22 protein-coding genes are annotated in these 26,125 nt (G+C 66.5%); 16 read left to right on the plus strand and 6 right to left on the minus strand.

Annotation, left to right across the window (positions count from 1 at the left end; translation table 11 throughout):
- Positions 1-290: 290 nt before the first annotated feature.
- From EYS21_RS19380 to EYS21_RS19415, 8 genes are all read left to right on the plus strand, one after another.
- Positions 291-1,019, plus strand: coding sequence for a DUF624 domain-containing protein (locus tag EYS21_RS19380; protein WP_131134880.1), 729 nt, complete (start codon positions 291-293; stop codon positions 1,017-1,019).
- Positions 1,012-3,108: a beta-galactosidase gene (locus tag EYS21_RS19385; RefSeq protein ID WP_131134881.1), complete on the plus strand. Its 2,097-nt coding sequence runs from the start codon at positions 1,012-1,014 to the stop codon at positions 3,106-3,108. The genes EYS21_RS19380 and EYS21_RS19385 overlap by 8 nt, the downstream gene beginning before the upstream one ends.
- Entirely contained in the window at positions 3,105-5,675 is a 2,571-nt protein-coding gene (locus EYS21_RS19390; RefSeq protein WP_131134882.1) for a hypothetical protein, read from the plus strand. Before EYS21_RS19385 ends, EYS21_RS19390 begins: the two co-directional genes overlap by 4 nt.
- A gap of 98 nt (positions 5,676-5,773) precedes the next feature.
- A complete protein-coding gene (locus EYS21_RS19395) occupies positions 5,774-7,303 on the plus strand; it encodes an extracellular solute-binding protein (protein WP_131134883.1) in 1,530 nt (509 codons plus the stop codon).
- 82 nt (positions 7,304-7,385) lie between these two features.
- Positions 7,386-8,408, plus strand: a complete 1,023-nt coding sequence (locus tag EYS21_RS19400; protein WP_242633515.1) for an ABC transporter permease subunit — start codon at positions 7,386-7,388, stop codon at positions 8,406-8,408.
- A complete protein-coding gene (locus tag EYS21_RS19405) occupies positions 8,408-9,280 on the plus strand; it encodes a carbohydrate ABC transporter permease (RefSeq protein ID WP_131134884.1) in 873 nt (290 codons plus the stop codon). The genes EYS21_RS19400 and EYS21_RS19405 overlap by 1 nt, the downstream gene beginning before the upstream one ends.
- Positions 9,281-9,308: 28 nt before the next feature.
- Complete coding sequence (locus EYS21_RS19410; RefSeq protein WP_131134885.1) at positions 9,309-10,058, plus strand: rhamnogalacturonan acetylesterase; 750 nt, start codon at positions 9,309-9,311, stop codon at positions 10,056-10,058.
- Complete coding sequence (locus EYS21_RS19415; RefSeq protein ID WP_131134886.1) at positions 10,059-10,730, plus strand: DUF1961 family protein; 672 nt, start codon at positions 10,059-10,061, stop codon at positions 10,728-10,730. It abuts the gene before it with no gap.
- A 25-nt stretch (positions 10,731-10,755) separates the two neighbouring features.
- Here the strand turns inward: EYS21_RS19415 and EYS21_RS19420 are convergent, their stop codons facing one another.
- From EYS21_RS19420 to EYS21_RS19430, 3 genes are read right to left on the minus strand one after another with little or no spacing between them, the layout of a single operon-like run.
- Positions 10,756-11,274, minus strand: a complete 519-nt coding sequence (locus tag EYS21_RS19420; protein ID WP_242633516.1) for a GNAT family N-acetyltransferase — start codon at positions 11,272-11,274, stop codon at positions 10,756-10,758.
- Positions 11,275-11,276: 2 nt separating this feature from the next.
- Positions 11,277-11,627: a metalloregulator ArsR/SmtB family transcription factor gene (locus EYS21_RS19425; protein WP_131134887.1), complete on the minus strand. Its 351-nt coding sequence runs from the start codon at positions 11,625-11,627 to the stop codon at positions 11,277-11,279.
- Between the two features lie 60 nt (positions 11,628-11,687).
- The gene (locus EYS21_RS19430) at positions 11,688-12,428 is read right to left on the minus strand and encodes an MIP/aquaporin family protein (RefSeq protein WP_131134888.1); all 741 of its coding nucleotides are present in this window, start codon (positions 12,426-12,428) and stop codon (positions 11,688-11,690) included.
- A gap of 172 nt (positions 12,429-12,600) precedes the next feature.
- On the opposite strand from EYS21_RS19430, the gene EYS21_RS19435 reads away from it, so the two are divergent.
- The 3 genes from EYS21_RS19435 (at position 12,601) to EYS21_RS19445 (ending at position 15,001) form a co-directional block, all read left to right on the plus strand.
- Entirely contained in the window at positions 12,601-13,032 is a 432-nt protein-coding gene (locus EYS21_RS19435) for an arsenate reductase ArsC (RefSeq protein ID WP_131134889.1), read from the plus strand.
- Between the two features lie 134 nt (positions 13,033-13,166).
- Complete coding sequence (locus EYS21_RS19440) at positions 13,167-14,540, plus strand: FAD-dependent oxidoreductase (protein WP_131134890.1); 1,374 nt, start codon at positions 13,167-13,169, stop codon at positions 14,538-14,540.
- 26 nt (positions 14,541-14,566) lie between these two features.
- Positions 14,567-15,001, plus strand: coding sequence for a low molecular weight phosphatase family protein (locus tag EYS21_RS19445; protein WP_131134891.1), 435 nt, complete (start codon positions 14,567-14,569; stop codon positions 14,999-15,001).
- A 3-nt stretch (positions 15,002-15,004) separates the two neighbouring features.
- Here EYS21_RS19445 and EYS21_RS19450 read toward each other — a convergent pair whose 3' ends face one another.
- The 3 genes from EYS21_RS19450 to EYS21_RS19460 all read right to left on the minus strand — a co-directional run bounded on the left by EYS21_RS19450 (position 15,005) and on the right by EYS21_RS19460 (position 18,080).
- Positions 15,005-16,399, minus strand: coding sequence for an FAD-binding oxidoreductase (locus EYS21_RS19450; protein ID WP_131134892.1), 1,395 nt, complete (start codon positions 16,397-16,399; stop codon positions 15,005-15,007).
- Positions 16,400-16,507: 108 nt separating this feature from the next.
- On the minus strand, positions 16,508-16,966 hold the full coding sequence (locus EYS21_RS19455) for a DUF1801 domain-containing protein (RefSeq protein ID WP_131134893.1): 459 nt from the start codon (positions 16,964-16,966) through the stop codon (positions 16,508-16,510).
- Between the two features lie 88 nt (positions 16,967-17,054).
- Complete coding sequence (locus EYS21_RS19460) at positions 17,055-18,080, minus strand: LacI family DNA-binding transcriptional regulator (RefSeq protein ID WP_131134894.1); 1,026 nt, start codon at positions 18,078-18,080, stop codon at positions 17,055-17,057.
- Positions 18,081-18,230: 150 nt separating this feature from the next.
- Between EYS21_RS19460 and EYS21_RS19465 the strand changes: the two genes are divergently transcribed.
- The 5 genes from EYS21_RS19465 (at position 18,231) to EYS21_RS19485 (ending at position 26,098) form a co-directional block, all read left to right on the plus strand.
- Positions 18,231-18,578 (plus strand): L-rhamnose mutarotase, encoded by a 348-nt coding sequence (locus EYS21_RS19465; protein WP_131134895.1) that lies wholly within the window; start codon positions 18,231-18,233, stop codon positions 18,576-18,578.
- Between the two features lie 75 nt (positions 18,579-18,653).
- Positions 18,654-19,820 (plus strand): L-rhamnose isomerase, encoded by a 1,167-nt coding sequence (gene rhaI, locus EYS21_RS19470; protein ID WP_131134896.1) that lies wholly within the window; start codon positions 18,654-18,656, stop codon positions 19,818-19,820.
- A gap of 4 nt (positions 19,821-19,824) precedes the next feature.
- Complete coding sequence (locus EYS21_RS19475) at positions 19,825-21,879, plus strand: bifunctional aldolase/short-chain dehydrogenase (protein ID WP_131134897.1); 2,055 nt, start codon at positions 19,825-19,827, stop codon at positions 21,877-21,879.
- Complete coding sequence (locus tag EYS21_RS19480) at positions 21,876-23,363, plus strand: rhamnulokinase family protein (RefSeq protein WP_131134898.1); 1,488 nt, start codon at positions 21,876-21,878, stop codon at positions 23,361-23,363. Before EYS21_RS19475 ends, EYS21_RS19480 begins: the two co-directional genes overlap by 4 nt.
- 218 nt (positions 23,364-23,581) lie before the next feature.
- Positions 23,582-26,098, plus strand: coding sequence for a glycoside hydrolase family 95 protein (locus tag EYS21_RS19485; RefSeq protein WP_165478367.1), 2,517 nt, complete (start codon positions 23,582-23,584; stop codon positions 26,096-26,098).
- The last annotated feature ends 27 nt before the right edge of the window (positions 26,099-26,125 follow it).

Consider the following 26,125-nt stretch of genomic DNA (forward strand, 5'->3'; position numbering starts at 1 on the left):
GTCGTGACGGCGCCGGAGCGGTCGATGCGGCGTTCCCGCCATACCGGCTTTGGCTGGCGGATACGGGGCTGGCTCACCCTGGGCGCTCGCAGGCCGTTCAGGTGGCAAACGCTTTCCAAGATCCATTGTGCGGCACGCCGGGGTCGCGAGTCCAGTAATGTAACGATTCAAAAATTAGCTTGACCCGCCAGCCATGGAGGGTCTAGATTTCGAGAAACCGATTACTCAGGTGACGCCCGCCACTCATGGAAGCGTTTCTGCAACGATGGAGAACCGAAGGGAGCTTTGCCATGCTGGCTGGAAATTTCAGTGCACGCGCCTACTCGTTCTTTGACACCCTGCTGTGGATCGCCTGCCTCAACCTGTTGTGGGTCCTCTTCACCCTGCTGGGCCTGGGGGTCCTGGGTGCTGGTCCGGCAACGGCTGCGGCGCAGATCCTGGTCCGGCGCAGGGCGCGCGGAGAAGCGGCCCCGCTGCTCAAGTCCTTTACCCGCGAATACTTTGCGAACTTCGTCCGGGCCAACGCACTGGCGCTGCCCGTCATGGCGGTGGCCGCAGCGCTGGCCCTGAACTGGAACTACTCGTCCGGCGCCGGGGACCTGATGTCCCAGCTGATCGCGGCAGGCACGTTTGTGGCCGCCATTTTCCTTGCCGGTGTGGTCTGCTACCTGTTCCCGATGTACGCCCGCTACGAACTGCCGCTGGGCCAGTACCTGATGACCAGCTCCCGTTTCGCCGTCCGCCACCTGGCCGGCACGGTCATCCTGCTGTTCATCACGGCCGCAGCCGTCTACGCGAGCCGCGCGCTGCCCGGACTCATCCCGTTCTTCAGCATCGGCGCCTGGCTGTACGTGACCGGCTGGCTGTGCGACCGGTTCTTTACCGCCAACGACGAGTCCGTGGCCGCAACCGCCGCGCTCCAGGAAGCTGACATGCCCGTCGGCGGCAGCCCCGCCGTCGCCCTTCCGGCCGGCACCTCAACCGCCCGCCCCACCCAGCAGGGGGCACCTGTTGGGTGAGCTCTTTGACGGCCGGCTCCTCTACGGCGCGGCCGTGTATCCCGAAGTCCTGGACGCTGCCACTTTCGAAGCCGACGCCGCCCGCATGCGCCGGCTTGGCATGAACACGGCCAGGCTGGGCGAGTTTATGTGGTCCGCCCTGGAGCCGGACGATGGTCAGATCCGCTTGGACGTCCTGGACCGCGCCCTCGATGTGCTCGGAGCCAACGGGCTCGACGCCATTGTCTGCACGCCCACCGCCACGCCGCCCGTCTGGCTCACCCATGGCCACCCGGAACGCCTGCACCACACGGCCGACGGCGTTGCGCTGGGTCACGGCTCCCGGCAGCACATCTGCACCAACAACCCCGTTTTCCGTGACCGTGCCGCACGGATCACCCGGGCCATCGCGGCCGCCGTCGGGAATGACCGCAGGGTGCTGGCCTGGCAGCTGGACAACGAGTTCAAATCCCATGTGGGCGGCTGCCACTGCGCAACCTGCCGCGAACTGTGGACCGAATGGCTGGCCGCGCGCTACCAGGAGGTTGGGCTGCTCAACGAGGCCTGGCATTCCGCGGTCTGGAGTGAAACGTATCAAAATTTTGCCCAGGTGCCACTGCCCGGCCCCACGCCGTTCCTCCACAACACGTCGCTGCTCAACGATTTCAGGCAGTTCAGCCAGGAGCACATCAACCGGTTTGCCCGGGAACAGGCGGATATCATCCGCGCCCACAGCAACCTTCCGGTGACGCACAACAGCGGCTTCGGCTTCGACCTGGACAACGCTGCGCTCTTCGCGGACCTGGACTTCTCCAGCTTCGACACCTACCCGTCCGCCAGCAACCATTCCGCGTTCCTGATGAACCTGGACTACTTCCCTCGGCTGGCAAAGACCCGGCGGACGGTCCTGATGGAAACCAGTCCCAGCCACGGCGGCTCGGTGCAGCACTACGGCGTGCCACACCCGCACGGGTTCGTCGAAGCCGAGGCCTTCGCCAACTACGCCTCCGGTTCCGCCGGATTCCTGTTCTGGCACTTCCGGCAGCACCGCGGCGGCAGCGAGCAGGCACACGGTTCGGTGCTCAGCGCCTGGGGACAGCCCACCATCGGCTACTCCAGCGCCGACGCAATCGGCCGCCTGCTCCCTGCCGTGAAGCCCCTGCTGGACCACAGCAGCCCGGCCCAGCCCGCCGTCGCGGTCCACTACTCGGACCACGCGAAGGCATTCCTCGCAACAGAATCGGGCGGCGGCGCCGGCTACCGGAGCCTGGTCTCGGCATTCCATGCAGGACTGGTCCGGGCCGGCATCCACCGCTCCCTGCTTCCGGTGGAGGCTTCCCTGGCCGGATTCCGGGTGCTGTTCACCCCGTTCGTGCACCACCTGTCCGAGCAGGACCGGGAACGGATCCTCCACTGGGTGCACGACGGCGGCACCTGGGTGTGCGGGCCCGGCACCGGAGACCGCACGGAGCACCACACCTGGCACGCCGACTCCGCCCTCGGCGGTCTCGAGTCCGCCGCCGGCGTCGAATCCGTCTTCCAGTTCCCGGCCACCGGCTCAGGTTCCCGGGGCGCCATCCTGGGGCACGACGTCGTCCTCTCCCGGATGAGCACCTTCTTCCGCCTCCCGGAGACCGACCTGCCCAGCGCGGCCACTGCCCTTGGAACCGTCACCGCCGGCCCGGCCGAAGGCCTTGAATTCGCCACCGAACGCCGGATCGGCGCCGGCCGGATGATCCTGCTCGGTTCCTATCCGGGCACAGGCCCGGGCACCGGCGGACCGGACGACGACGGCGCGGCGCTGGCTGCCGTCGTCGAATATTCCTGCGCCGGGGTGCTGCCGCCGATCCGCACCGCGGGCGGCTCCGTGGCCGAATATCCGCGCTGGCGCAACGGCAGGCTGCAGCACTGGCTGGTCAACATGGGCGGCGAGCCGGGCACGTTCACGCTGTTGCGGCCCGCCCGCAGGCTGCTGGACAAGCAGGCCGTCCACGCCGAAGGCGGCACCCATGCCGGCCATCCCGCTATTACCCTTCCCGCCGGCATCCACACCCTGGGCGCCTACGACTACCTGGTCCTGGAAGACATCAAAGAGGAGCACGCGCTGTGAAATGGCTTGAGCAGGCACCACGAGTGGACACGGCTGTGTCCTTCGGCAGGCCGTGGCCGCAGGGCGACCTGGATGCCGCGGCCGTCCCAGGCATCCGGATTGCCGATTCCGGCCTTGCCCACGAGGCCCGCCCGCTGGCTTACTGGCCTGACGGCACCGTCAAGTGGACCGCCCATGCAGTGGTGGTTCCGGCCGGCACGGACGCCGCGGCACTGGAACCGAAGCTTGCCCCGGCCCTGGAACCGGCCGCTGCACCCGCGCAGCCGTCCCGGCTGTTGGCGGCCTCCGACGGCGGGACCATCCGCGTCGACACCGGAGCATTTGCGGTGGCCATCCCCTCTGGAAGCCAGACGGCGGGTGCTGCGCTCACCGGCCCGTTCACTGCACCCGACGGGCGCCAACTCGGCGACGCCCTGCGGCTCGTGGTCAGCGCGCCGGATGCCCAGGCCAGCGTCGAGTCCGCGGCGATCGAAACTCCAGGGGCCGTGCGGACGGTGGTCCGGATCGAAGGGGCCGTCGCCGCGCGTGGCGCCGAACTGCTCCGTTTCATCATCCGGCTCACGTTCTTCGCCGGGCAGGCCACCGTGCAGGTCACCCAGACGCTGCTGTTCCAGGACGCAGCCAAGGACCGGATCATCAAAGGGATCGGGCTGCGGCTGGACCGCAGCCTCAGCGGGGACCTTCTCAACCGCCGCGTCAGCATCGCGGGGGACACCGCCGTCTACACCGAACCCGTCCAGTCCCTCTACACCCGTTCCTTCAGCGGCGACAACCCGGACTATGCCCACCAGCTCGCCGGCCAGGCCGTCGCCGAGACACCCGAGACCGCAGAGCTGTTCGCCGTCGGACGGCAGAACGCCGTCTGGTCCGCCTTCCGCGTGACACAGGAATCCGAGGACTACTTCCGGCTGGAGAAGCAGACCAAAGCCAAGCTGCTGCCCGTCCGGATGGGCAAAGGCCACCGCAGCCAGGGACTCCTCTACGCCGGAGACACCACAGGCGGCGTGGCCGTTACCCTTCGCGGCTTCTGGCAGAAATACTCGGCCGCCCTCGAAGTGGACGGCATGGCCGGCGATTCCGCCGCGTTCACTGCCTGGTCCTGGGCCGAGTCCGTGGAACCCATGGACCTGCGCCACTACACGGACGAATGCCACGTGCCCAGCGCCTACGAGGGCTTCGACGAACTGCGCTCCACCCCGGAAGGTGTAGCCAACACCTCCCACATCTCGTTCGACTTTGTGGAGGCTTCCCCGTCCAACGACTGGCTCTGGGAGCTCGCCTGCGAACGCCAGCAGCCCGCCCAGCCGGTCTGCGCCCCGGAGCTGTACTACTCCTCCCGCGCCGCCGGCACCACGTGGGGGCTGCCGGAAACGGAACCCGCCGGCGCCGCCGTCGAACAGCGGCTCGACGGCCTGGTGGACTTCTACACCCGGGAAGTGGAGCAGCGCGGCTGGTACGGCTACTGGAACTACGGCGACTTTATGCACAGCTACGACCAGTACCGCCACCAGTGGCGCTACGACCTTGGCGGCTTCGCCTGGGCCAACAACGAACTGGCACCCAACATGTGGCTCTGGCAGTCGTTCCTGCGCACCGGGGACGCCCGGGCCTTCCGCCTGGCCGAGGCGATGACCTGGCACAGCGCAGAGGTTGACCGGCACCACTTCGGCGAGTACTCCCAGCTGGGCTCCCGGCACAACGTGGTCCACTGGGGCTGCGGCTGCAAGGAAGTGCGGATCAGCATGGCCGGCCTGCACCGCTACTACTACTTCCTCACCGGGGACGAACGCATCGGCGAACTCCTCTCCGAAGTCCGTGACGCCGAGCACGCGCTGGACCGGCTGGACCCCATGCGTGAGTTCTACGGGCGGACCACGGAACGGACCCACATCCGGATCGGACCCGACTGGTCGGCCCTGGTGTCCAACTGGTTCAGCCAATGGGAACGCACCGGCGAGAGCCAGTGGAAGGACCGGATCGTGAAGGGCATCGGCCAGCTTGAGGCCATGCCCCACGGTCTTCTTTCCGGGCCCACCCTGGAGTTCGACGCCTCGGCCCTGGACCTGCACCACATGTTCACCGGGACCGAGGGCGGTTTTCACATGATCATCGCCTTCGGCGCCCCGCAGGTGTGGATGGAGGTGGCCGAGGCGCTGGACCACGACGGTTTCCGCCGGATGCTCGCCGACTTCGGCAGGTTCTACGCCCTGCCCGAAGCCGAAAAGCAGCGCCTCACCGGCGGCGCCCTGGACGACACCCACTTCAGCTGGCCGTCCATGGCCACCGGAATGATGGCCTACGGCGCCTGGTACTACCGCGACGAGGAACTTGCCGCCACGGCCTGGAACGTCCTGCTGGAGAACGCCGGCGGCGGGCTGAATGCACCCTTCGCCGCATCGCTGCAGCGGGCACAGACCTGGCGGCCTGTCGTCGAACACCCCAACATCTCCACCAACTGGGCCTCCCAGTGGGGCCTGAACGCCATGCTCTGCCTGGAACTGATCGGCCCGCCGGGGGAGCCCCGCTGGGCCGCACATGCCCGCGACCTGACCAGCACGACCACCTGAACCGCACCAACCTGCACTGCACCACCTGAAACTGCATCACCCGACCCCGGTGAAGTGACCTGCCGGAATCAACCCCGAAGAAGTGGAAAAGGAACAACATGATCACCAGAAAACTCAGCCTGGCCGCCGCCGTCGTGACCGCCACGGCCCTGACCCTGACCGCATGCGGAGCGGGTGAAGCCCCCGCCGTGGATACCACCAAAATCAGCATTATGGCGCCGTTCCTGGAGGCGCAGCCGCCGTCCGCCGACGGTGCCGTGCAGAAGAAGTTCGAGGAGTTCACCGGCAAGGATGTGAACATCACCTGGGCACCGAACGCTTCCTACGAAGACAAAATGAACATCACGCTGGCCTCCTCCGAGATCCCCCAGATCATGGTGGTGCAGAGCAAGTCGCCCGGGTTCGTCAAGAATGCCGAGGCAGGCGCCTTCTGGGACCTCACCGACAAGCTGGACGCGTACCCCAACCTGAAGACCACCTTCCCCGAGGTGCAGAACAATGCCAGCGTCAACGGCAAGGTCTACGGCGTCTTCCGGGCCCGCGGACCCATGCGGGCAGCCGTAATGTTCCGCCAGGACTGGCTGGATAAGCTCGGCCTGGAGGCACCGAAAACCACCGAGGACCTCTACAACGTGGCCAAGGCCTTCACCGAGCAGGACCCGGACGGCAACGGCCAGAATGACACCTGGGGCATCACCATCCCCAAGTGGGGCGCTCTCGGCTCCAACAGCCCCTACGACATCATCGAAGAGTGGTACGGCGCCGGGAACCGCTGGACCGAAAAAGACGGAAAGCTGATCCCGAGCTTCGAAACCGAGGAATTCCTCGAAGCCAACCGCTTCGTCAAGAAGATGGTTGACGAGAAGCTCATCAACCCGGACTTCGCCACGTTCGACGGCACCAAATGGAACGAGCCGTTCTTCAACGGCAAGGGCGGCATCATCGTCGACGTCGACTCCCGCGTCAGCGTCCTGATCAACCTGTTCAAGCAGGCCAACCCCAACGACTTCGAAAACAAGGTGGGCTTCGTCGGCAACCTCAAGGGACCGGACGGCGAACTCAACGCGCACCCCACCGACGGCTACTCCGGATTCCTGGCCATTCCCAAGACCAGCGTCCGCACCGAGGCTGAGCTGAAGAACGTCCTGGAATTCCTGAACACCATGAACGGCAAGGAAGTGGCCACGCTCTTCAACAACGGCATCGAAGGCGTGAACTTCGCCGTCGAGGACGGCAAGGCAGCCACCATCAAGCCCGAAACGCCCGAGGGCAAGGCTGTAGCCACCGACATCAAGAGCTACGCACAGCTGGGCACCAACGTCACCGGCAACAACTTCTACCCCGTCAAGCAGGCCTCTGAGTACGAGCAGAAAGTCTACGACCGGCGCGTAGAGGTCATGGCGGAGGACCTGAAGAGTGCCGTCTACAACCCGGCAGCGGCCTTCGTTTCACCCACGTACGTGGCAAAGGGTGCGCAGCTGGACAACATCGTGGCGGATGCCCGGATCAAGTACCTGGCGGGCCAGATCGATGAGCAGGGCCTGAAGGACGCCATCAAGCTGTGGAAGTCCAGTGGCGGCGACAAGGTCCAGGAAGAGATCAACAAGCTCTGGCAGGACAGCAAGTAGCAGACCCCCGGCGCCGTTGGCCGGCCCGTACACCGTGCGGGCCGGCCGGCGGCGGATCCCCACCACCAGAAAGGAGGCCTGAATGTCGCAACTGACAGATGCACTGGCCTCGAACATCGGCGCCGGCGACGGTGCCAGAACGGAGCCCGGCAACGCCGGAAAGCGGAGCAAAAAGCCGGGCAAGGCCCCGAAAGTTCCGCGCGGCAAGTTCTCGGTTCATTTCGCGCACTACAAGTGGCTTTACCTGTTGCTGCTGCCCGGCGTGCTGTACTTCGCCGTGTTCCGCTACGCCCCGATGTACGGCGTGTCCATCGCGTTCAAGGACTACGTCCCGTTCCTGGGGGTCAACGCCAGCCCGTGGGTGGGGTTCACGCATTTCCAGGACTTCTTCTCCAACCCCGACTTCGGCCGCCTGCTGGGCAACACCCTGATCCTGGCGTTCCTGAACCTGGGCGTGGCATTCCCGCTGACCATCGTGCTGGCGCTGCTGCTGAACGAGGTCCGCCTCTCCATCCTCAAGCGCACCGTCCAGACCCTGGTCTACATCCCGCACTTCCTGTCCTGGACCATTGTGGCGTCGCTGAGCTTCCTGCTCTTCGCGCTGGACTTCGGCCCGCTGTTCCTGTTCATCAACAACGTGCTGGGCACGGACATCGACTTCCTCTCCGATCCCGCCTGGTTCCGGCCGCTGATCGTGCTGCAGGAAATCTGGAAGAACACCGGCTGGGGAACCATCATCTTCCTCGCCGCCCTGGCCACCGTGGACCAGGACCAGTACGAGGCCGCCATCATCGACGGCGCCGGCCGGTTCCGCCGGGTCTGGCACATCACCCTGCCCGGGATCCGCTCCACCATCATCGTGATGCTCATCCTCGCGATCGGGCAGATGCTCAACACCGGCTTCGAGCAGATCTACCTGATGACCAATGCCCTGAACCGCGATGTGGCCGACGTCTTCGACACCTACGTCTACTTCGTGGGCATCACCCAGGGCGCCTACTCCTACTCCACCGCCGTGGGACTGTTCAAGTCATTGGTGGGCATCGTGCTGATCTTCGGCACCAACGCCCTGGCCAAGCGGTTCAACCAGAGCGGACTGTTCTAATGAAGATTCACAACACCACCGGCGGGCGGATCTTCGACGCCGCCAACTATGTCTTCCTGACCCTGATCGGCGTCATCACGCTGCTGCCGTTCATCTACGTCTTCGCCGGCTCCTTTGCCACCGAAGCCGAAATCACCCGGCGGGCCTTCTTCGTCTGGCCCGAACAGTTCAGCCTGGGCTCCTACGAATACATCTTCTCCACCCCGGCGTTCATCCGCGCCCTGGTGACCACGGTCCTGGTCACCGCGGTGGGCACCGTGGTGCAGCTGATCCTGACCGTGACCATGGCCTACCCGCTGGCCAAAAGGAACCTCCGCGGCCGCCAGCTCATCCTGTCCCTGGTGGTCTTCGCCATGGTCTTCTCCGGCGGCATGATCCCCACCTTCCTGCTGATCAAGGACCTCGGCCTCCTCAACAGCTACTGGGCCCTGATCCTGCCCGCGGCGATCAACCCGTTCAGCCTGATCATCATCAAGAACTTCTTCCAGGAACTCCCCGCCGAGCTGGAGGAATCCGCCAAAATGGACGGCGCCACCGAGGTCGGGATCCTCTGGCGGATCCTGCTGCCGCTCTCCAAACCGGTGCTGGCAACGTTCGCGCTGTTCTACGCCGTGGGAATCTGGAACGACTTCATGTCACCCCTGCTCTACCTCTCGGACAACTCGAAGTGGACCCTGCAGATGTACCTGCGCCAGGTCACCGCTTCCTCCGACCTCCTCGGCACCGGAAACGTGGACCCGAACTACATCCCGCCCGAACAGGGCATCAAGTTCGCCGTCATCGTCGTCGCCACCCTGCCGATCCTGATCTTCTACCCCTTCCTGCAGAAGCACTTCGCCAAGGGCATGCTGATCGGCTCCGTCAAGGGCTGACCGCCCCGAGAACAACAGAAAGCACAGCATGAAAATCCTGCTCGCCGGAGATTCCACGGTGGCCAACTGTCCCACTCACGAGTACCCCATGAGCGGCTGGGGAGCACAGCTGCCCGGGCACGTCTACACCTGGGCGGCCGTTCACAACTTCGCCAAGGGCGGGGCCAGCACGGAGTCCTTCCGCGAGGAGGGGCTCTGGGCACAGCTGCTGGACACCGTCGCGGAGGGCGACCTCGTCCTGATCCAGTTCGGGCATAACGACCAGAAAAAGGTCCACCTCGCGGCCAGGACCGGCTACGCCGCCAACCTCCGCACCATGGTGGCGGACGTGCGTGCCCAGGGTGCCGTGCCGGTGCTCTGCACTTCCGTGGAGCGCAGGCACTTCCTGGACGGGCCGACGTCGGACACTGTCCTGGAAGAAAGCCTGGAGGACTACCCCGAAGTGGTCCGCGAGATCGCACTCGAGCTGCAGCTGCCCGTCGTCGACCTTAACAGCTGGACCCGCGCGCTGTATGAGGAGCTGGGGGTTGAGGAATCGCAATCCCTGTTCTGCCATTTCGGGCCCGGCGAGCACGCCTTCTGGCCTGCCGGGCTGGCGGACAACACGCACTTCTCCCAGCGTGGAGCGGCCCTCGTGGCCGAGGAAGTTGCCACCCAGCTGGGGCGCCTCGGCTTCGGCCCAAAGCAACGCGGGGTTACGTCCGGCCCAATAATGGACGAAAATTGGGCCGATAGTGACCCCGCCTTGGGGGTAGGTACGACGGCGGGGCGGGGCTAGGTGGGTGCGCCGCGCGCCGGCACCGGCCTGCTGTACAGCAACCCGCTCGCCGGCCCGGCGGATGTGGCCGGCTGGGTGGCGGAAGGACCGCTGGGCCTGGCCAGCCACGACGGCGCGCTGGAGCTGTCCGGCTCGCTGGACGACGAAGAGTTCGGGGACCATGCGCACTGGACGTTCTGGTGCCCGGAGGAATTCCCGGACGGCATCCGGATCAGCTGGGACTTCCTTCCCCTCGCGGAACCGGGCCTGGCCATGCTGTTCTTTTCAGCCGTGGGCCACGAAGGACGGGACCTGTTCTCCGCCAGCCTGGTGCCGAGGACCGGGTACTACCCGCAGTACCACTCCGGCGACATCGACGCCCTCCACGTCTCCTATTTCCGGCACAAGTACGAGTCTGAGCGGGCCTTCCGCACCTGCAACCTTCGGAAGAGCGCCGGTTTTGAACTGGTGGCCCAGGGCGCCGATCCGCTGCCTCCCACCGAGGATGCCGTGGATTTCTACCGGATGGACGTGGTGAAGGACGGGCCGCGCGTGGCGTTCTCCATCAACGGGCTGACCCTCTTTGAATGGTCGGACCCGTCGGACAAGGTGCTGGGCGGGGGCCGCATCGGTTTCCGGCAGATGGCACCGCTCAGGGCGGCCTACCGGAACCTCACAGTGGAGAAGATCTAGGGGCGCTGGGCTGGAAGGCGCGAACTCAGATGGCGGGGGACCGGCGTTCGATCAGGACGGTGTCGCGCCACTGCCCGGTGAGCGGTCCGTGGGACATCCTGGCGATGCGCTGGCGGCGGCCCACCACAACGTAGCCGTTGGCGAGGTGGAGTTTGAGGCTGGCCTCATTTTCGGGAAAGACGCTGGCCTGGACGGTCCAGATGCCGTCACGTTCCGTGGATTCAGCCAAGGCGCGCAGCAGCTTTGCCCCCAAGCCGAGTCCGCGGGCAACGGCTGCGACATAGACGGAGTGTTCCACCACGCCGGCGTAGGCGGGGCGGGCGGAAACGGGGGAGACCGCAGCCCAGCCGAGGATTCCGCCGTCGGCCGTTTCGGCGACGAGCCGGTGGCGCGGCAGTCTAGTGGCGTTGAACCGTTCCCAGCCGGGCGCCTCCGATTCGAAGGTAGCGTGTCCGGTGGCGATTCCTTCGGCGTAGATCCGCTGGACCGCCGGCCAGTCGCCGTCGAGCATGGGACGTATGGCCACATCTGACTGTTCCGGCATGGTCACAGGGTGGCCAGGAGTCCGGCCGTCTCTTCCAGGGCCCCCGGGACGAGGGAGTAGTAGGCCCAGGTGCCGCGCTTTTCGCGGTGCAGCAGGCCGGCCTCCACCAGGATCTTCAGATGGTGGGAGACCGTGGGCTGGCCCAGGTCCAGCGGCTCCGTCAGGTCGCACACGCAGGATTCACCGGAGGCGTCCGCCTTGACGATGGACAGCAGCCGCAGCCGGTTCGGATCGGCCAGCGCCTTGAAGACCAGGGCCTTCTGCTTCGCTTCCTCGGCGCCCAGGGCAGGGACTCCCGAGGGAGTGCAGCAGGCTTCATCCGTGGCCTGATCGAGCATGGGCAGCAATTTCATATATCCATTATGCCCTGACATTGACAGTCATCAATGTAATCGGTGAACGGCCGCTGAAGGCTACAGGCCGGCCGTGCCGGAACGGTGCGGAAGGACGACGTCGTCCGCAGCGTTGGCGGCGGAAGGGAACAGGATGAGGAGGAGGCCAAGGCCGACGGCGGCGCCAACAAGCTGCGCCGCCACGAAGCCGGGAACCGATGCCGGCGCAATGCCGGCGAAGCTGTCGCTGAAGATGCGGCCGACGGTCACGGCCGGGTTCGCGAACGACGTCGAAGACGTGAACCAGTATGCGGCGCCAATGTAGGCGCCCACCGCCGGGGCTGCGAGGACACCGCGTTTGGTGGCGGCCAGGGCGAAGATCAGCAGGACGAGGCCAGCGGTCGCGACCACCTCGCCGAGGAGGTGTCCGGTGGTGGCGCGGTCTTTTGCGGAGATGGAGGTGCCTATCTCAAACATTGCGTTGGCCAGGACGCTCCCGCAGATTGCACCCACGGTCTGCGCCGCCACGTAAGTGCCGAACTCCGGCAGGGTCAGTCCGGAACCGCTCCGCCGGCCCAGAACCCAGTCGACAAGCGAGACCACGGGGTTGAAGTGCGCGCCACTGACGGGCCCGAACACGAGGATCAAGACCGTCAGGCCAAGCACCGTGGCGGTGCTGTTCTGCAGGAGCTGCAGGCCGACGTCGTTCGGTGAGAGCTGCTGCGCGGCGATTCCGGAGCCGACGACGATGGCTACGAGCAGGCAGGTGCCGAGAAGTTCCGCGACGGCACGACGCCACAGGGGTGGCTGTTTTGAGGGCATGGCAACAGCTTGATCGAAGAATCAACCCCGGCAAAATTGACACGTCATGGACGTGACGGAATATTGACAATCATCAATCTTTAGTCCGATACTCTGTGTATCGATCATTATCAATATTTGGGGCCCCGCGTGGGCCCCATTCCGTCACCAGACTGATTCCAGGAGAAACCACGTGAGCACCGACATGGCCAAGAAGCCCTCCGTCCTGTTCGTTTGCGTCCACAACGCCGGGCGCTCCCAGATGGCGGCCGCCTTCCTGACCACGCTCTCCAGGGGTGACATCGATGTCCGCTCCGCCGGGTCCCAGCCTGCCGACAAGATCAACCCGGCCGCCGTCGAGGCGATGGCCGAGCTCGGCATCGATATGTCCGCCGAGATCCCCAAAGTCCTCACCACCGAGGCCGTGAAGGAATCGGACGTGGTGATCACCATGGGCTGCGGCGACGAATGCCCGTACTTCCCCGGCAAGCGCTATGAGGACTGGGTCCTCGAGGATCCGGCCGGCCAGGGCGTGGACGCCGTCCGCCCCATCCGCGACCAGCTCAAGACCCGCATCGAGGACCTGATCGCCTCCCTCATCCCTTCGGTCAACCCGACCAAGTAGCCCCATCGGGAAGGAGGTGAGCTGAATGAACACCGGATGCTGCGGCGATGGCTGCTGCGACGACGAGCAGGGCTGCTGCTAGCCACCCCGCCCTGCCCGAACTGCCAGACCTACAGATGGAACAAAGGAGAACTATGGATTCGGCGAAGAACCTTCCCGTCGCCGTTATCGGCGCCGGGCCTGTTGGCCTGGCAGCCGCAGCGCACCTGCTTGAGCGTGGCCTCGAGCCTCTGATCTTCGAAGCTGGCTCGACGGCGGGTGCGGCCATTGAGCAATGGCGCCACATCCGGCTGTTCTCACCATGGCAGTTCAACCTCGACGCCGCCGCCGTCCGCCTGCTCTCAGCCACCGGCTGGGAGCCGCCACGGCCCACCGCCCTTCCGTACGGCGGGGAACTCATCGACAACTACCTGGCGCCGTTGGCCGCACTTCCAGAGATCGCGACCCGGCTGCAGACCGGCGCCCGCGTGATCGCCGTGACCCGGGAGGGCCTGGACAAGACCCACGTCCGGAACCGGGACACCACGCCCTTCGTCGTCCGCGTCGAACATCAGGACGGCGAAACACGCGACCACACTGTCGCTGCGGTCATCGACGCCTCGGGCACCTGGTCCCGCCGAAACCCGCTGGGCACCTCCGGCCTGCCCGCCATCGGCGAGGAAGCAGCAGCTGAACGGATCTCCGCGCCGCTTCCCGACGTTACCGGCCGGGACCGGGCAGCCTTCGCCGGCCGCCGGGTCCTGGTGGTCGGCGCGGGCCACTCCGCCGCCAACACCCTGATCAGCCTCGCCGACCTTGCCAAGGACCAGCCGGACACCCGGATCCTGTGGGCGGTCCGCGGTGCGTCTGCGGAGAAGGTCTACGGTGGCGGCGACGCCGACGGACTTCCCGCACGGGGCCAGCTCGGCGGCAGGGTCCGCCGCCTCGTGGAGGCCGGAACCATCGAACTGCACACCGGCTTCGGGATTGCTTCGCTCAAGGCATTGGATTCCGGCGTCACGGTCGAAGCGGTGGACGGCCGCACACTGGACGCCGACGTCGTGGTGCCCTGCACGGGTTTCCGGCCCGACCTGGAGATCCTGCGCGAACTCCGACTCAACCTGGACCCGGCCGTCGAAGCGCCGGTGGAACTCGGCCCGCTGATCGACCCCGAATTCCACTCCTGCGGCACCGTCCCGCCGCACGGCGCGAAAGTCCTGGCCCACCCGGACAAGGATTTCTATATCGTGGGCATGAAGTCCTACGGCCGTGCCCCGACTTTCCTGCTGGCCACCGGCTACGAACAGGTCCGCTCCGTCGTGGCAGCCATCGGCGGCGACCAGGAATCAGCCGATACCGTCCACCTCGAACTCCCTGAGACCGGGGTCTGCTCCACCGACGCCGGCACCAGCTGCGACGTCCCCGCATCTGCCGTTGCCCCGGCGGAGGCCGGCTGCTGCTCCGCTCCGGAGCCGGTGCTGGTAGGCTTCCCCACCGGGCTGTCCCACGGACGATCCGGCAGCAACTGAACAGCCGCACAAAAGAAAGCACTCTGATGTCCCAGGAAACCGGCAGCACCTCCAACGCACCGTCTGTGCTCTTCGTCTGCAGCAAAAACGGCGGCAAATCCCAGCTCGCGGCCGGGCTCATGAGCCAGCTGGCCGGTGGAACGGTCAGGGTCTACTCCGCAGGCACCAAGCCGGGAAGCGCCCTCAACCCCCAGGCCGTGGAGTCCCTGGCCGAACTGGGCATCGACATCGGCGGCGAACACCCCAAGCCCGTCACCGACGAGGTCCTGAACGCCGTGGACGCCGTCATCGTCCTGGGCACCGAGGCGAAGCTCGAACCGCGCGGCGGCACCCGCTTCGAGGTCTGGGAAACGGATGAACCCTCCGAACGGGGGATTGAGGGCATGGAACGCATGCACCTGGTCCGGGACGACATCAGGGCCCGGGTGCAGAAGCTCTATGCGGAGCTGACCGCGAAGTAGCGGTCAGCCCGGCTTGATGTTCTGGTTCAGGGTGAAGAAGTTCGTGGGGTCGTACTTGTTCTTGAGTGCTTTGAGCCGGTCGTACTTAACGGCACCGTAGGCCTGCCTGACCCGCTCCTCGCCCTCTTCCATCAGGAAGTTTACGTACACGCTGGTGTGGTGGGGCGCGAGGGCAGACCAGTAGTCACGAGCCCATTGCCGCTCGGCGTCGAAGCCCTCGGCGGTCTTGCTGTTGCCGTTGATGTTGAACGTGAACCCGGCCTGGCGGCCATTGAAGGCCGTGGCACCATCGTCGATCCGCCCCACAGCGCCGCCCATCTGCCACAGGGCGATGCTGGTGACCGGCGAGGTGATGCGGCTGCCGTGCTCGGCCACGATGTCGATGACGTCGTCGCTCAGGGCCGCCACGTCACAGGACCTGACGTAATAATGCCAGCCGTGCGGGAAGGACGGATCGAACGTCCGCTGATGCTCCAGGAACAGCTTTGGCCGGCAAAAGTCCAGCACGGGCGAACCGAATTCCTTGAGCGGCCGCAGGACCCGTTCGCCCTCCTCGACCGGTCCGGCGTAACAGGCCGTGATGGCAAGGACGCGCTTGCCCACCAGCTCGGGCGGGACAATCGGCAACGCCGGTGCCCTCCGCTGCACGGCGATGGTCATCAGCTCGTCCGGGCAGTCCGCGATCCAGTCCCGGTAAAACCGCAGCACCTCGGGGGCATCTTCCATCGCCCAGAAGACCGGACCGGCCATCACATAGGGGCCCAGAGGGCAGAGCCGGAACTCGAAGTCGGTGACGATGCCGAAGTTCCCGCCACCGCCCCGCACTCCCCAGAAGAGGTCGGCGTTCTGGTCTTCACTGGCCCTAACCAGTTCGCCGTCGGCAGTGACCACGTCGACGGACAGCAGCTGGTCGATCGTGAGCCCGTACTTGCGCATGACCCAGCCGATGCCGCCGCCCAGCGTGAGGCCTGCCAGCCCGGTATGGGTGACGATTCCGGACGGAACGGCGAGACCGAACTCCTGCGTCTCGCGATCGAGCTCACCGAGCAGTACTCCGGCCTGGACACGCACCGTGCGCGCCTCGGGATCCACCCGGATCCCTTTCATCGGTCCGAGATCGATGACCATGCCGCCGTCGCACACGGACAATCCGGGAAAGCTGTGTCCGCCGGCCCGCACGGCGACGAGCTGGTCCTGCGCGCGGGCAAAGCGGAGGGCGGCGCGAATATCTGCGACGCCGGTGCAGCGGGCAATCAGTGCCGGACGGCGGTCAATCGATCCGTTCCACACCTTGCGATGCTGGTCGTAGCCGGCGTCATCCGGGCGGACGAGGTCGCCCCGAAACGATGTCTGTAGCTCGTCGATTGCAACGCCGTCGATCTCGGTGCTTTGTGCCATTGGACTCCCGGGCCTCTCGCTCTTCCAGCAGAGTCCCACCGTTGGCACGAACTGGCAAGGGGACGAATACGTGGGAGCCCGGGCGCCCCGTCCAGGAAAGCCAGGCGGCTAGCTGACTGCCTTCTTCACGAGCTCAATGACTTTCGCCTCATTGGCGGCGGTGAGTTTCGTCAGGGCGTAGGAGGTGGGCCACATGTTGCCGTCGTCGAGGTTCGCGGGGTCGCTGAAACCCAGCGTCGGATAGCGAGCCTTAAATTTGTCGGCGGGCTGGAAGAAACAGACCACCTTGCCGTCCTTGGCGTAGGCAGGCATCCCGTACCAGGTCTTCGGCGCGAGCTCCGGCGCGTTTTCCTTGATGATGGCGTGCAGCCGCTCGGCGATGGCGCGGTCTGAGTCCGACATCTCGGCGATCTTACCGAGCACATCGCTTTCACCATCCGGTTTGGCGGCGCCGGTACCCTTTCGCGACGCGGACTTGAGCTCCTGCGCCCGTTCCTTCATTGCGGCGCGTTCTTCCGCATCGAATCCCTCGTAGGACTTGGTGCTGTTGGCTGTCTTCTCTGTCATTTCGGTTCCTTACGTCGTGGTCCGGTGGGAACCACGCTAGCGTCCGTGCGTCACGGCGGCTTCTCCAGAACTGCTCGAAGTTGAACCCCTAGCCGGCGGAGGATCCCTTCGCCGGGCCGGTGCTTTGGCGTACCACCAGTTCCGGGGTAAACACCACGGCGCGGTGCCGCGGATTCTCGGACTCCACTTCTTCTGCCAGAAGTTCAATGGCGGTGCGCCCCAACGCTTCGGTGGGCTGGCGGATGGAGGAAAGCGGCACCACGGCGGAGACGGCAAAATCGATGTCGTCGTAGCCAATCAGGGCAATGTCTTCGGGAATTCTCAGCGTATGCGTCATAGTCAGCGACTGCATAACACCCAGTGCCAGGAGGTCGTTGGCGCAGAAGATGCCGTCCGGCAGCTCCCCGCGCTCCACCAGCATGTTGCCCACGCTCCGGCCGGCCAGCACCGTCTGTCCGTCCGAATCAAGGACCTCCAGGGTGGCGTCGGGTTCCTCCTTTACGGCGCGTTGCGCGCCCTGCAGGCGGTCCGCCACCTGGCGGATGGACGTGGGGCCTCCCACAAAGGCGAGCCGACGGCGGCCGGTGTCCAGCAGGTGCCGGGCAGCCAGGTAACCGCCGGCGTCGTCGTCCACCGACACGGAACTGTATTTGCTCTCGTCGGCCAGCCGGTCCACCAGGACGGTGGGCACGCCGCGCTCACGGAGAAGATCCAGCCGCTCGGTGATGTCGCCCACGGGGGAGATGAGGAGTCCCTGCACGCGCTGTTCCTGGAACAGGTCGATGTAGTTTGATTCGCGGCTGGCGTTGTGGCCGCTGTCGCCCAGCAGCACGGCGCTGCCCTGGAGGGCCGCGGCGTCTTCGGCGGCCCGCACCACTGACGTAAAGAACGGGTTGCCCACGTCGAGGACAATCAGCCCGATGGTCCGGCTCTGGCCGGCGCGCAGCTGTCGGGCGGCATCGTTGCGGACGAAGCCCAGCTCATCGATGGCCCGCAGCACCCGCTCCTTGGTCCGCTGGGACACCCGGTCCGGATAGTTCAGGACATTGGAGACCGTGCCCACGGCCACGCTGGCGTGGTTGGCGACGTCCTTGATGCTTGCTGAGCGATTCATTATTCTCCATGGCTTATATGCCGTGTGAAGCACTTTTCCGCAGTTCCGGATTGTGGTTGGGAATTTGCTTGACACCTACTTGACTTCAAGAGTACTTTGAATCGTAACAATGAAACGATTCAAAGTTTGGAAAGTTCAGGAGAGTCGCAGATGAGGGTGTGTTTCCGCTCCTCGGTCCAGCCAGGGCTGATCGAAGAATACAAGCGGCGCCACGCTGCGGTGTGGCCGGAGATGCTCCGTGCGTTGCAGGACGCCGGCTGGACCAACTACTCGCTGTTCATGGGCGAGGACGGGCTCCTGGTGGGCTATGTCGAATGCGACGATTTCGACGCCGTGCGTGCGCGGACGGCGCTGACCGAGGTCAACGCCCGCTGGCAGGCCGAGATGGCCACCCTGTTCAACAACCCGGACCAGGCACCCGACGAAGGGTTCCAGGTCCTTGAGGAAGTCTTCAACCTTGACGACCAGCTGGCGGCGGCGGAGTCCACCGCCCGCTGAGACTGACCGGCTCCAGCAGCGGGGCCGCAGCAACACCACCCATACCGCAGTAACAAAGACCGGAAAGAACCCATCATGAATGACGTAGCAACGGCGCTGGGCAGGCTCGGGGAGCTTGCCATCGAGGTCCCTTCGTGGGCTTATGGAAATTCAGGCACGCGTTTTAAGGTGTTTGGCACCCCGGGTACCCCTCGGACAGTGCAGGAGAAGATCGCTGACGCCGCGAAGGTGCACGAGCTGACCGGCCTGGCCCCCACCGTTGCCCTGCATATTCCGTGGGACAAGGTGGACGACTACGCCGCCCTGAAGGAATATGCGGCGGGCCTGGGCGTGGGCCTCGGCACGATCAACTCCAATACCTTCCAGGATGACGAGTACAAGTTCGGTTCGCTGACGTCCTCCAACGAGACGGTGCGTCGCCGGGCGATCGCACACCACCTGGACTGCATCGAAATCATGCACGCCACGGGTTCGAAGGACCTGAAGGTCTGGCTGGCGGACGGGACGAACTACCCGGGCCAGGATGACATGCGCGGACGCCAGGACCGCCTCGCCGAATCGCTGCAGGAGATTTACGCAGCGCTGGGGGACGAGCAGCGCCTGGTCCTCGAATACAAGTTCTTCGAGCCGGCTTTCTACCACACCGATGTTCCGGACTGGGGCACCTCCTACGCCCAGACCCTCGCCCTGGGCGAGAAGGCCATGGTCTGCCTGGACACCGGCCACCACGCACCGGGCACCAACATCGAGTTCATCGTGATGCAGCTGCTGCGCCTGGGCAAGCTCGGATCCTTTGACTTCAACTCCCGCTTCTACGCGGACGATGACCTGATCGTGGGCGCGGCCGATCCGTTCCAGCTGTTCCGCATCATGCACGAGGTCATCCGCGGCGGCGGCTTCGGCAAGGACTCCGGCGTGGCCCTCATGCTGGACCAGTGCCACAACCTGGAGGAGAAGATCCCGGGCCAGATCCGCTCGGTCCTGAACGTCCAGGAAATGACGGCACGCGCCATGCTGATCGACACCGCTGCGCTGACCGAAGCCCAGCGTTCCGGCGACGTCCTGGCCGCCAACGGCGTGTTCAACGACGCCTTCTACACCGACGTCCGGCCCATCCTGGCCGACTGGCGTGAATCCCGCGGCCTGCCCGCGGACCCGATGGCCGCGTTCAAGGCCAGCGGTTACCAGAAACAGATCAACGAGGACCGCGTCGGCGGCCAGCAAGCCGGATGGGGCGCATAAGAGCATGACTAACAAGACTGTTGAAGACCTGATTTCCCGCTCCAACCGCCTAGGCGCGGACAAGCGGAACACCAACTTCGCCGGCGGCAACACCTCGGCCAAGGGCACGGAGAAGGACCCGGTCACGGGCGAGGACGTCCAGCTTTTGTGGGTCAAGGGCTCCGGCGGGGACCTCGGCACGCTGAAGGCGGGGAACCTTGCGGTGCTGCGCCTGGACCGGCTGAACGCCCTGAAGAACGTCTACCCGGGCGTTGAACGCGAAGATGAGATGGTGGCCGCTTTTGATTACTGCCTGCACGGGAAGGGCGGCGCCGCGCCGTCGATCGATACCGCCATGCACGGCCTGGTGGATGCCGCCCACGTGGACCACCTGCACCCGGACTCCGGGATCGCCATTGCCACCGCGGTGGACGGCGAGGCCCTGACCAGCAAGATCTTCGGCAACAAGGTGGTCTGGGTGCCCTGGCGCCGGCCCGGTTTCCAGCTGGGCCTGGACATCGCCGCGATCAAGGACGCCAACCCGCAGGCCATCGGCACCATCCTGGGCGGCCACGGTATCACCGCCTGGGGCGAGACGTCCGAAGAAGCCGAGCAGAACTCGCTGTGGATCATCGACGAGGCCGAGAAGTACCTCCGCGAAAACGGCAAGGCCGAACCCTTCGGCCCGAAGCTGCCCGGCTTCGGCGCGCTGCCGGAGGCCGAGCGGAAGGCCAAGGCCGCCGCGCTCGCTCCGGTGATCCGCGGCCTGGCGTCCACTGACAAGCCGCAGCTGGGGCACTTCAGTGATGACGCCGTCGTCCTTGACTTCCTGGAAGCCGCCGAGCACCCCCGCCTGGGCGCGCTGGGCACGTCCTGCCCGGACCACTTCCTGCGCACCAAGGTCAAGCCGCTGATCCTGGACCTGCCGGCCGACGCCTCGATCGAGGACTCCATCGCCCGTCTGCAGGAACTCCACACCGCCTACCGCGAGGACTACCAGGCCTACTACGACCGCCACGCGGTTTCGGCAAGCTCAACCACCGAGGCGTCCCCGGCACTGCGAGGCGCGGACCCGGCCATCGTGCTGGTTCCGGGCGTGGGCATGTTCTCCTTCGGTGCGAACAAGCAGACCGCCCGTGTCGCCGGCGAGTTCTACATCAACGCCATCAACGTCATGCGCGGTGCCGAGGCGATCTCCACGTACGCCCCGATCGAGGAATCCGAGAAGTTCCGGATCGAGTACTGGTCCCTCGAGGAAGCCAAGCTGGCACGCCTGCCCAAGCCCAAGTCGCACGCCACCCGCATCGCGCTGGTGACCGGCGCTGCGTCGGGCATCGGCAAGGCCATCGCCACCCGCCTCGCCGCGGAAGGCGCCTGCGTGGTCATCGCCGACCTGAACCTCGAGAACGCCCAGGTTGTCGCCGAGGAGCTCGGCGGCTCCGACGTCGCCATCGGCGTCCAGGCCGACGTCACCGACGAAGCCCAGGTCATCGCAGCCATCGACGCCGCGGTACTCGCGTTCGGCGGACTGGACCTCGTGGTCAACAACGCCGGCCTGTCCATCTCCAAGCCGCTGCTGGAGACCACGGAGAAGGACTGGGACCTGCAGCACAACGTCATGGCCAAGGGCTCCTTCCTGGTGGCCAAGGCCGCGGCCAGGGTCATGATCGCCCAGGACATGGGCGGGGACGTCATCTACATCTCCTCCAAGAACTCGGTCTTCGCCGGCCCGAACAACATCGCCTACTCCGCCACCAAGGCAGACCAGGCCCACCAGGTCCGGCTCCTCGCGGCCGAACTGGGCGAATACGGCATCCGCGTCAACGGCATCAACCCCGACGGCGTGGTCCGCGGCTCCGGGATCTTCGCCGGCGGCTGGGGCGCCAAGCGCGCCGCGGTCTACGGCGTGGACGAGCAGGAACTGGGCAAGTACTACGCCCAGCGCACGCTGCTCAAGCGCGAAGTCCTGCCCGAGCACGTGGCCAACGCCGCCGCGGTCCTGACCAGCGCCGAGCTGTCCCACACCACCGGACTCCACATCCCCGTGGACGCCGGTGTGGCAGCAGCCTTCCTCCGATGACCGACCCAGCAGCACAGAACACCGCCCCGGCCACCGCCGGGGCGGTGTTCGCCGCAGTCGACATCGGCGCCTCCTCCGGCCGGGTCATTCTCGGCAGGGTCCTCGACGGCGGTACCGCCGCGGCCGGAAGCGTCGAGCTGGAAGTGGTGCACCGGTTCCCCAACGGTGTGGTGGAGATCGACGGCGGCCTCCGCTGGGATTTCGACGCCCTGTTCGCCGAGGTGCTCAAGGGCCTCGCGGCCGCCGCCACCGTGGCGGCCGTGCAGGACGAAACCATCACCAGCATCGGCATCGATACCTGGGCCGTGGACTACGGCCTGGTCAACAAGGCCGGTGAACTGATCGCCCAGCCTTACAGCTACCGCGATGACCGCAGCCGTGCCGCCGTCGCACCCGTACACCAGAAACTGGACCCGGCCCGGCTCTACGGCACCACCGGCCTGCAGTTCCTGCAGTTCAACACCCTGTACCAGCTGGCCACCGAGCCGGACCTGGACGGTATGCAGGCGCTGCTCATCCCGGACCTGATCGCGTTCCTCCTGACCGGGCAGCGCCGGACCGAGGCGACCAACGCCTCCACCACCGGCCTGTTCGACGCCGTCGCCGGGGAGTGGGCCACCGAGTTCCTCACCGCCCTCGGGCTGCCCAAAAAGCTGTTCCCGCCGCTGGTGCAGCCCGGCGAAACCGTCGGCACGCTGCTGCCCGAGATCGCGTCCCGGGTTGGCCTGCCGGCCGGCACCAAGGTGGTGGCCGTCGGCTCGCACGACACCGCGTCCGCCGTCGCCGCCGTCCCAGCCCAGGAGGAGAACTTCGCCTACATCTCCTCCGGAACCTGGTCCCTGGTGGGCCTGGAACTGAAGCATCCGGTCCTCACCGAGGCCAGCCGGGAAGCGAACTTCACCAACGAACGCGGCGTGGACGGCACCATCCGCTACCTGCGCAACATGGGCGGGCTCTGGCTGCTCAGCGAATGCCAGCGGACCTGGGCTGCGGAAGGGTTCACCCCGGAACTGACCGCGCTGCTCACGGCAGCTGCGGCGCTGCCCCCGGGCGGGCCGCAGATCAATCCGGACGATTCCTACTTCATCGCCCCGGACAACATGCCGGACCGCATCCGCGCCGCCGTCCGCCGCACCGGGGACGTCCTGCCGGATGACCCTGCGGCGATCACCCGCTGCATCATGGACAGCCTGGCCACCGGCTACGCCCGCACCATCCGCGACGCCGAACGCCTCGCCGACCGCACCGTGGACGTGGTCCACGTGGTGGGCGGCGGCTCGCAGAACAGGCTGCTGTGCCAGCTCACGGCCGACGCCACCGGCAAGCGGGTCATCGCCGGTCCGGTGGAAGCCACCGCCCTCGGCAACGTCCTGGTCCAGGCCCGCGCCGCTGGCCAGGTCACCGGAGGCCTCACGGAACTGCGAAGCCTGGTGGTTGGTTCGCACGGGCTGCAGAGCTTCACGCCGGAGCTCTCGCGGCTGTAGGTTTTGGACCCCGCTCCGTTTGGCGCGAACGTACACTTGGCGCCCTCATCGAGGGGCGCCAAGTGTATGTTCGCGCGTTGGGCGAGGCGCCAAGTGTACGTTCGCGCTGTGGGGCGGGGCGCCAAGTGTACGTTCGCGCGGGGCCTTGGAACGGCGGCGGGAAATCGCTTCCCGAAACCCCTGTTTTCACCCGATGTATTCCCCTAGGATCTAATCCCGTGCGCACAGAACATACCCTCGTCTACGATGCCCCTGCCTCCGACTGGCTCGAGGCCCTGCCGCTGGGAAACGGGCGGCTGGGAGCCATGGTTTTCGGCGGTCCTGCGCTCCCGGGAAGTCCGGCGCGCGAGCACCGCTTCCAGCTCAACGACGGCTCTGCCTGGTCCGGTTCGCCGCACAGCCAGGACCTCGAACCACACTTCAGCCGCGAACGGGCGGACGCCATCCTCGCCGAATCCCGGCGCCAGATCCGCGACGGCGACTATGCAGCGGCCCACGAGACGCTCAAGGAACTGCAGCACCGGCATTCGCAGTCCTACCTGCCGTTCGCGGACCTCTTCCTCACCATTGGCCTCTCCGGCGGTTCATCAGGTGCGGGCCCTGCAGCCGACGGGACCCCCGCCTACAGCCGTTCCCTTGACCTCGCCCGCGCCGTCAATTCCACCCGCTATGAGGTGGACGGCCACACGGTCAGCGTGGAGGCCTTCGCGTCCCACGGGCCTTCGGTCCTGGTGATTTCGGTGCAGACCGACGCGCCACAGGGCTTTGACCTCGCCCTCCGCCTCGACTCGCAGTTGCGCATCCTCCGCCGCACCGGTGCACCTGCGTCCGGCCCGTCGTCGGCCGTCCTTGAACTGAAGCTTCCCAGCGATGTGCCACCGTCCCACGACGGCGGCGCGGTGGAGTATTCCGACGACGATTCCCTCAGCCTGCAGGGCGCCGTCGCGGCGGCTTGGGAGCATAACGGCACCGACGCGGACGCGGACGACGGCGGCCTGGCCGCCACGGGCGTCCGCCGCGCCGTCCTGTATGTCACCACGGAGACCACCTTCCGCGGCCCGGGCCGCCAGCCCGAGGGAACAGCGGCCGAGGCAGCCGCCGCCGCCCGCGGAACCCTGGCCACCGCCAGGGCCGCCGGGCGGGAGGCACTCATCGCGCGCCACGAACAGAGCCACGCAGAGCTCTACGACAGCTGCAGCATCACCGTTGATACGCCGGCATGGCAGGGCACCAACACCGCGCACCGCCTGGAGACGGCCAACACCCATCCGGACGGGCCGCTCGCCGCCGACCCTGGACTGGCAGCCCTGCTCTTCAACTACGGGCGCTACCTGCTGATTTCCAGCTCGCGGACCGGGGCGCCGGGCTCCCGCGAAGGAAGCGCCTGGCCCGGGACGCCGGCCAACCTGCAGGGCATCTGGAACGACCAGCTGCAGGCCCCGTGGAGCTCCAACTTCACCACCAACATCAACCTGCAAATGAATTACTGGGGAGCCGAGCCCACCGGCCTGGCCGAGTGCGCCAGGCCCCTGTTCGCGCTCATCGGGGCCCTGCAGGAAACCGGTGCGGCCACCGCCCGGGAGTATTACGGCGCCCGCGGCTGGGCCGTGCACCACAACTCGGACATCTGGGGTTACAGCAAGCCCGTGGGCCACGGTACGCACTCGCCGGAATGGTCTTTCTGGCCGGTGGCCGGGCTGTGGCTGGTCCGCCACCTGTGGGAGCATCTCCAGTTCGGCACGGACGACACGGAGTCCGCAGGAAGCTTCGCCCGCGACACTGCCTGGCCCGCCATCCGCGGCGCGGCCGAATTTGCCCTCGACCTGCTGGTGGAGTTCCCGGACGGAACGCTGGGAACCAGCCCGTCGACGTCGCCGGAAAACAGTTTCACGGCACCGCACCCCGGTGGAGGCACCAGCCGGGCCGCCGCCGCCGAATCGTCCACCATGGACCTGACCCTGATCCGCGACGTGTTCCTGATGCTGGGCTCCCTCGCCGGGGAGCTGGGACTGGAAACGGACCCGGTGGTGGCCGAGGCCCAGGCGGCCCTTCCGCGCCTCCCGGAGTCAACAGCTGGCCGGAATGGCAGGCTCCGCGAGTGGCTGGCAGACCCGGAGGAGTGGGAGCCGACGCACCGCCACGTCAGCCATCTCTACCTCGCGTACCCCGGCGATGCGCGCCTCACGCCGGAACTCGAAGCCGCAGTGAGCGCCAGCCTGGACGGCCGCGGCGACGAATCCACCGGCTGGTCGCTCACGTGGAAAATCCTGCTCCGGGCCCGCCTCCGCCAGCCTGGAAAGGTCAGCGACCTCCTCCGGCTGTACTTCCGGGACATGGCCACAGACCGTGGCGGCCAAAGCGGCGGACTGTATCCCAACCTGTTCGGGGCACACCCGCCGTTCCAGATCGACGGCAACCTCGGCTTTGTGGCCGGCCTGGCTGAATGCCTGCTGCAGAGCCACCGCACCTCCGGCGGTGTGCCCGAGATCGAACTGCTGCCGGCCTTGCCGCGGGAACTGCCCGACGGCGCCGCGCACCGGCTGCGGGCCCGCCCGGGCGTGGAGGTGGACCTGGAGTGGAAGGACGGCCGGCTGGCCGGCGCCACCCTGACCTCGCCGAAGGCCAGGATCGTGCGCATCCGCTGCGAGAACGCCGTTCAGGAGCTTCACCTGGAGCCGCTTCAGGCAACAGTTCTGAACCTGGCGTCCTTTAGCCCGGCGGGGGCGTCCGCATGACATAGGATCACCGAAAGTTCCAGGAGC

The organism is Arthrobacter sp. S39 (assembly GCF_004320525.1).
In the GTDB taxonomy this organism is placed as follows: Bacteria; Actinomycetota; Actinomycetes; order Actinomycetales; family Micrococcaceae; genus Arthrobacter.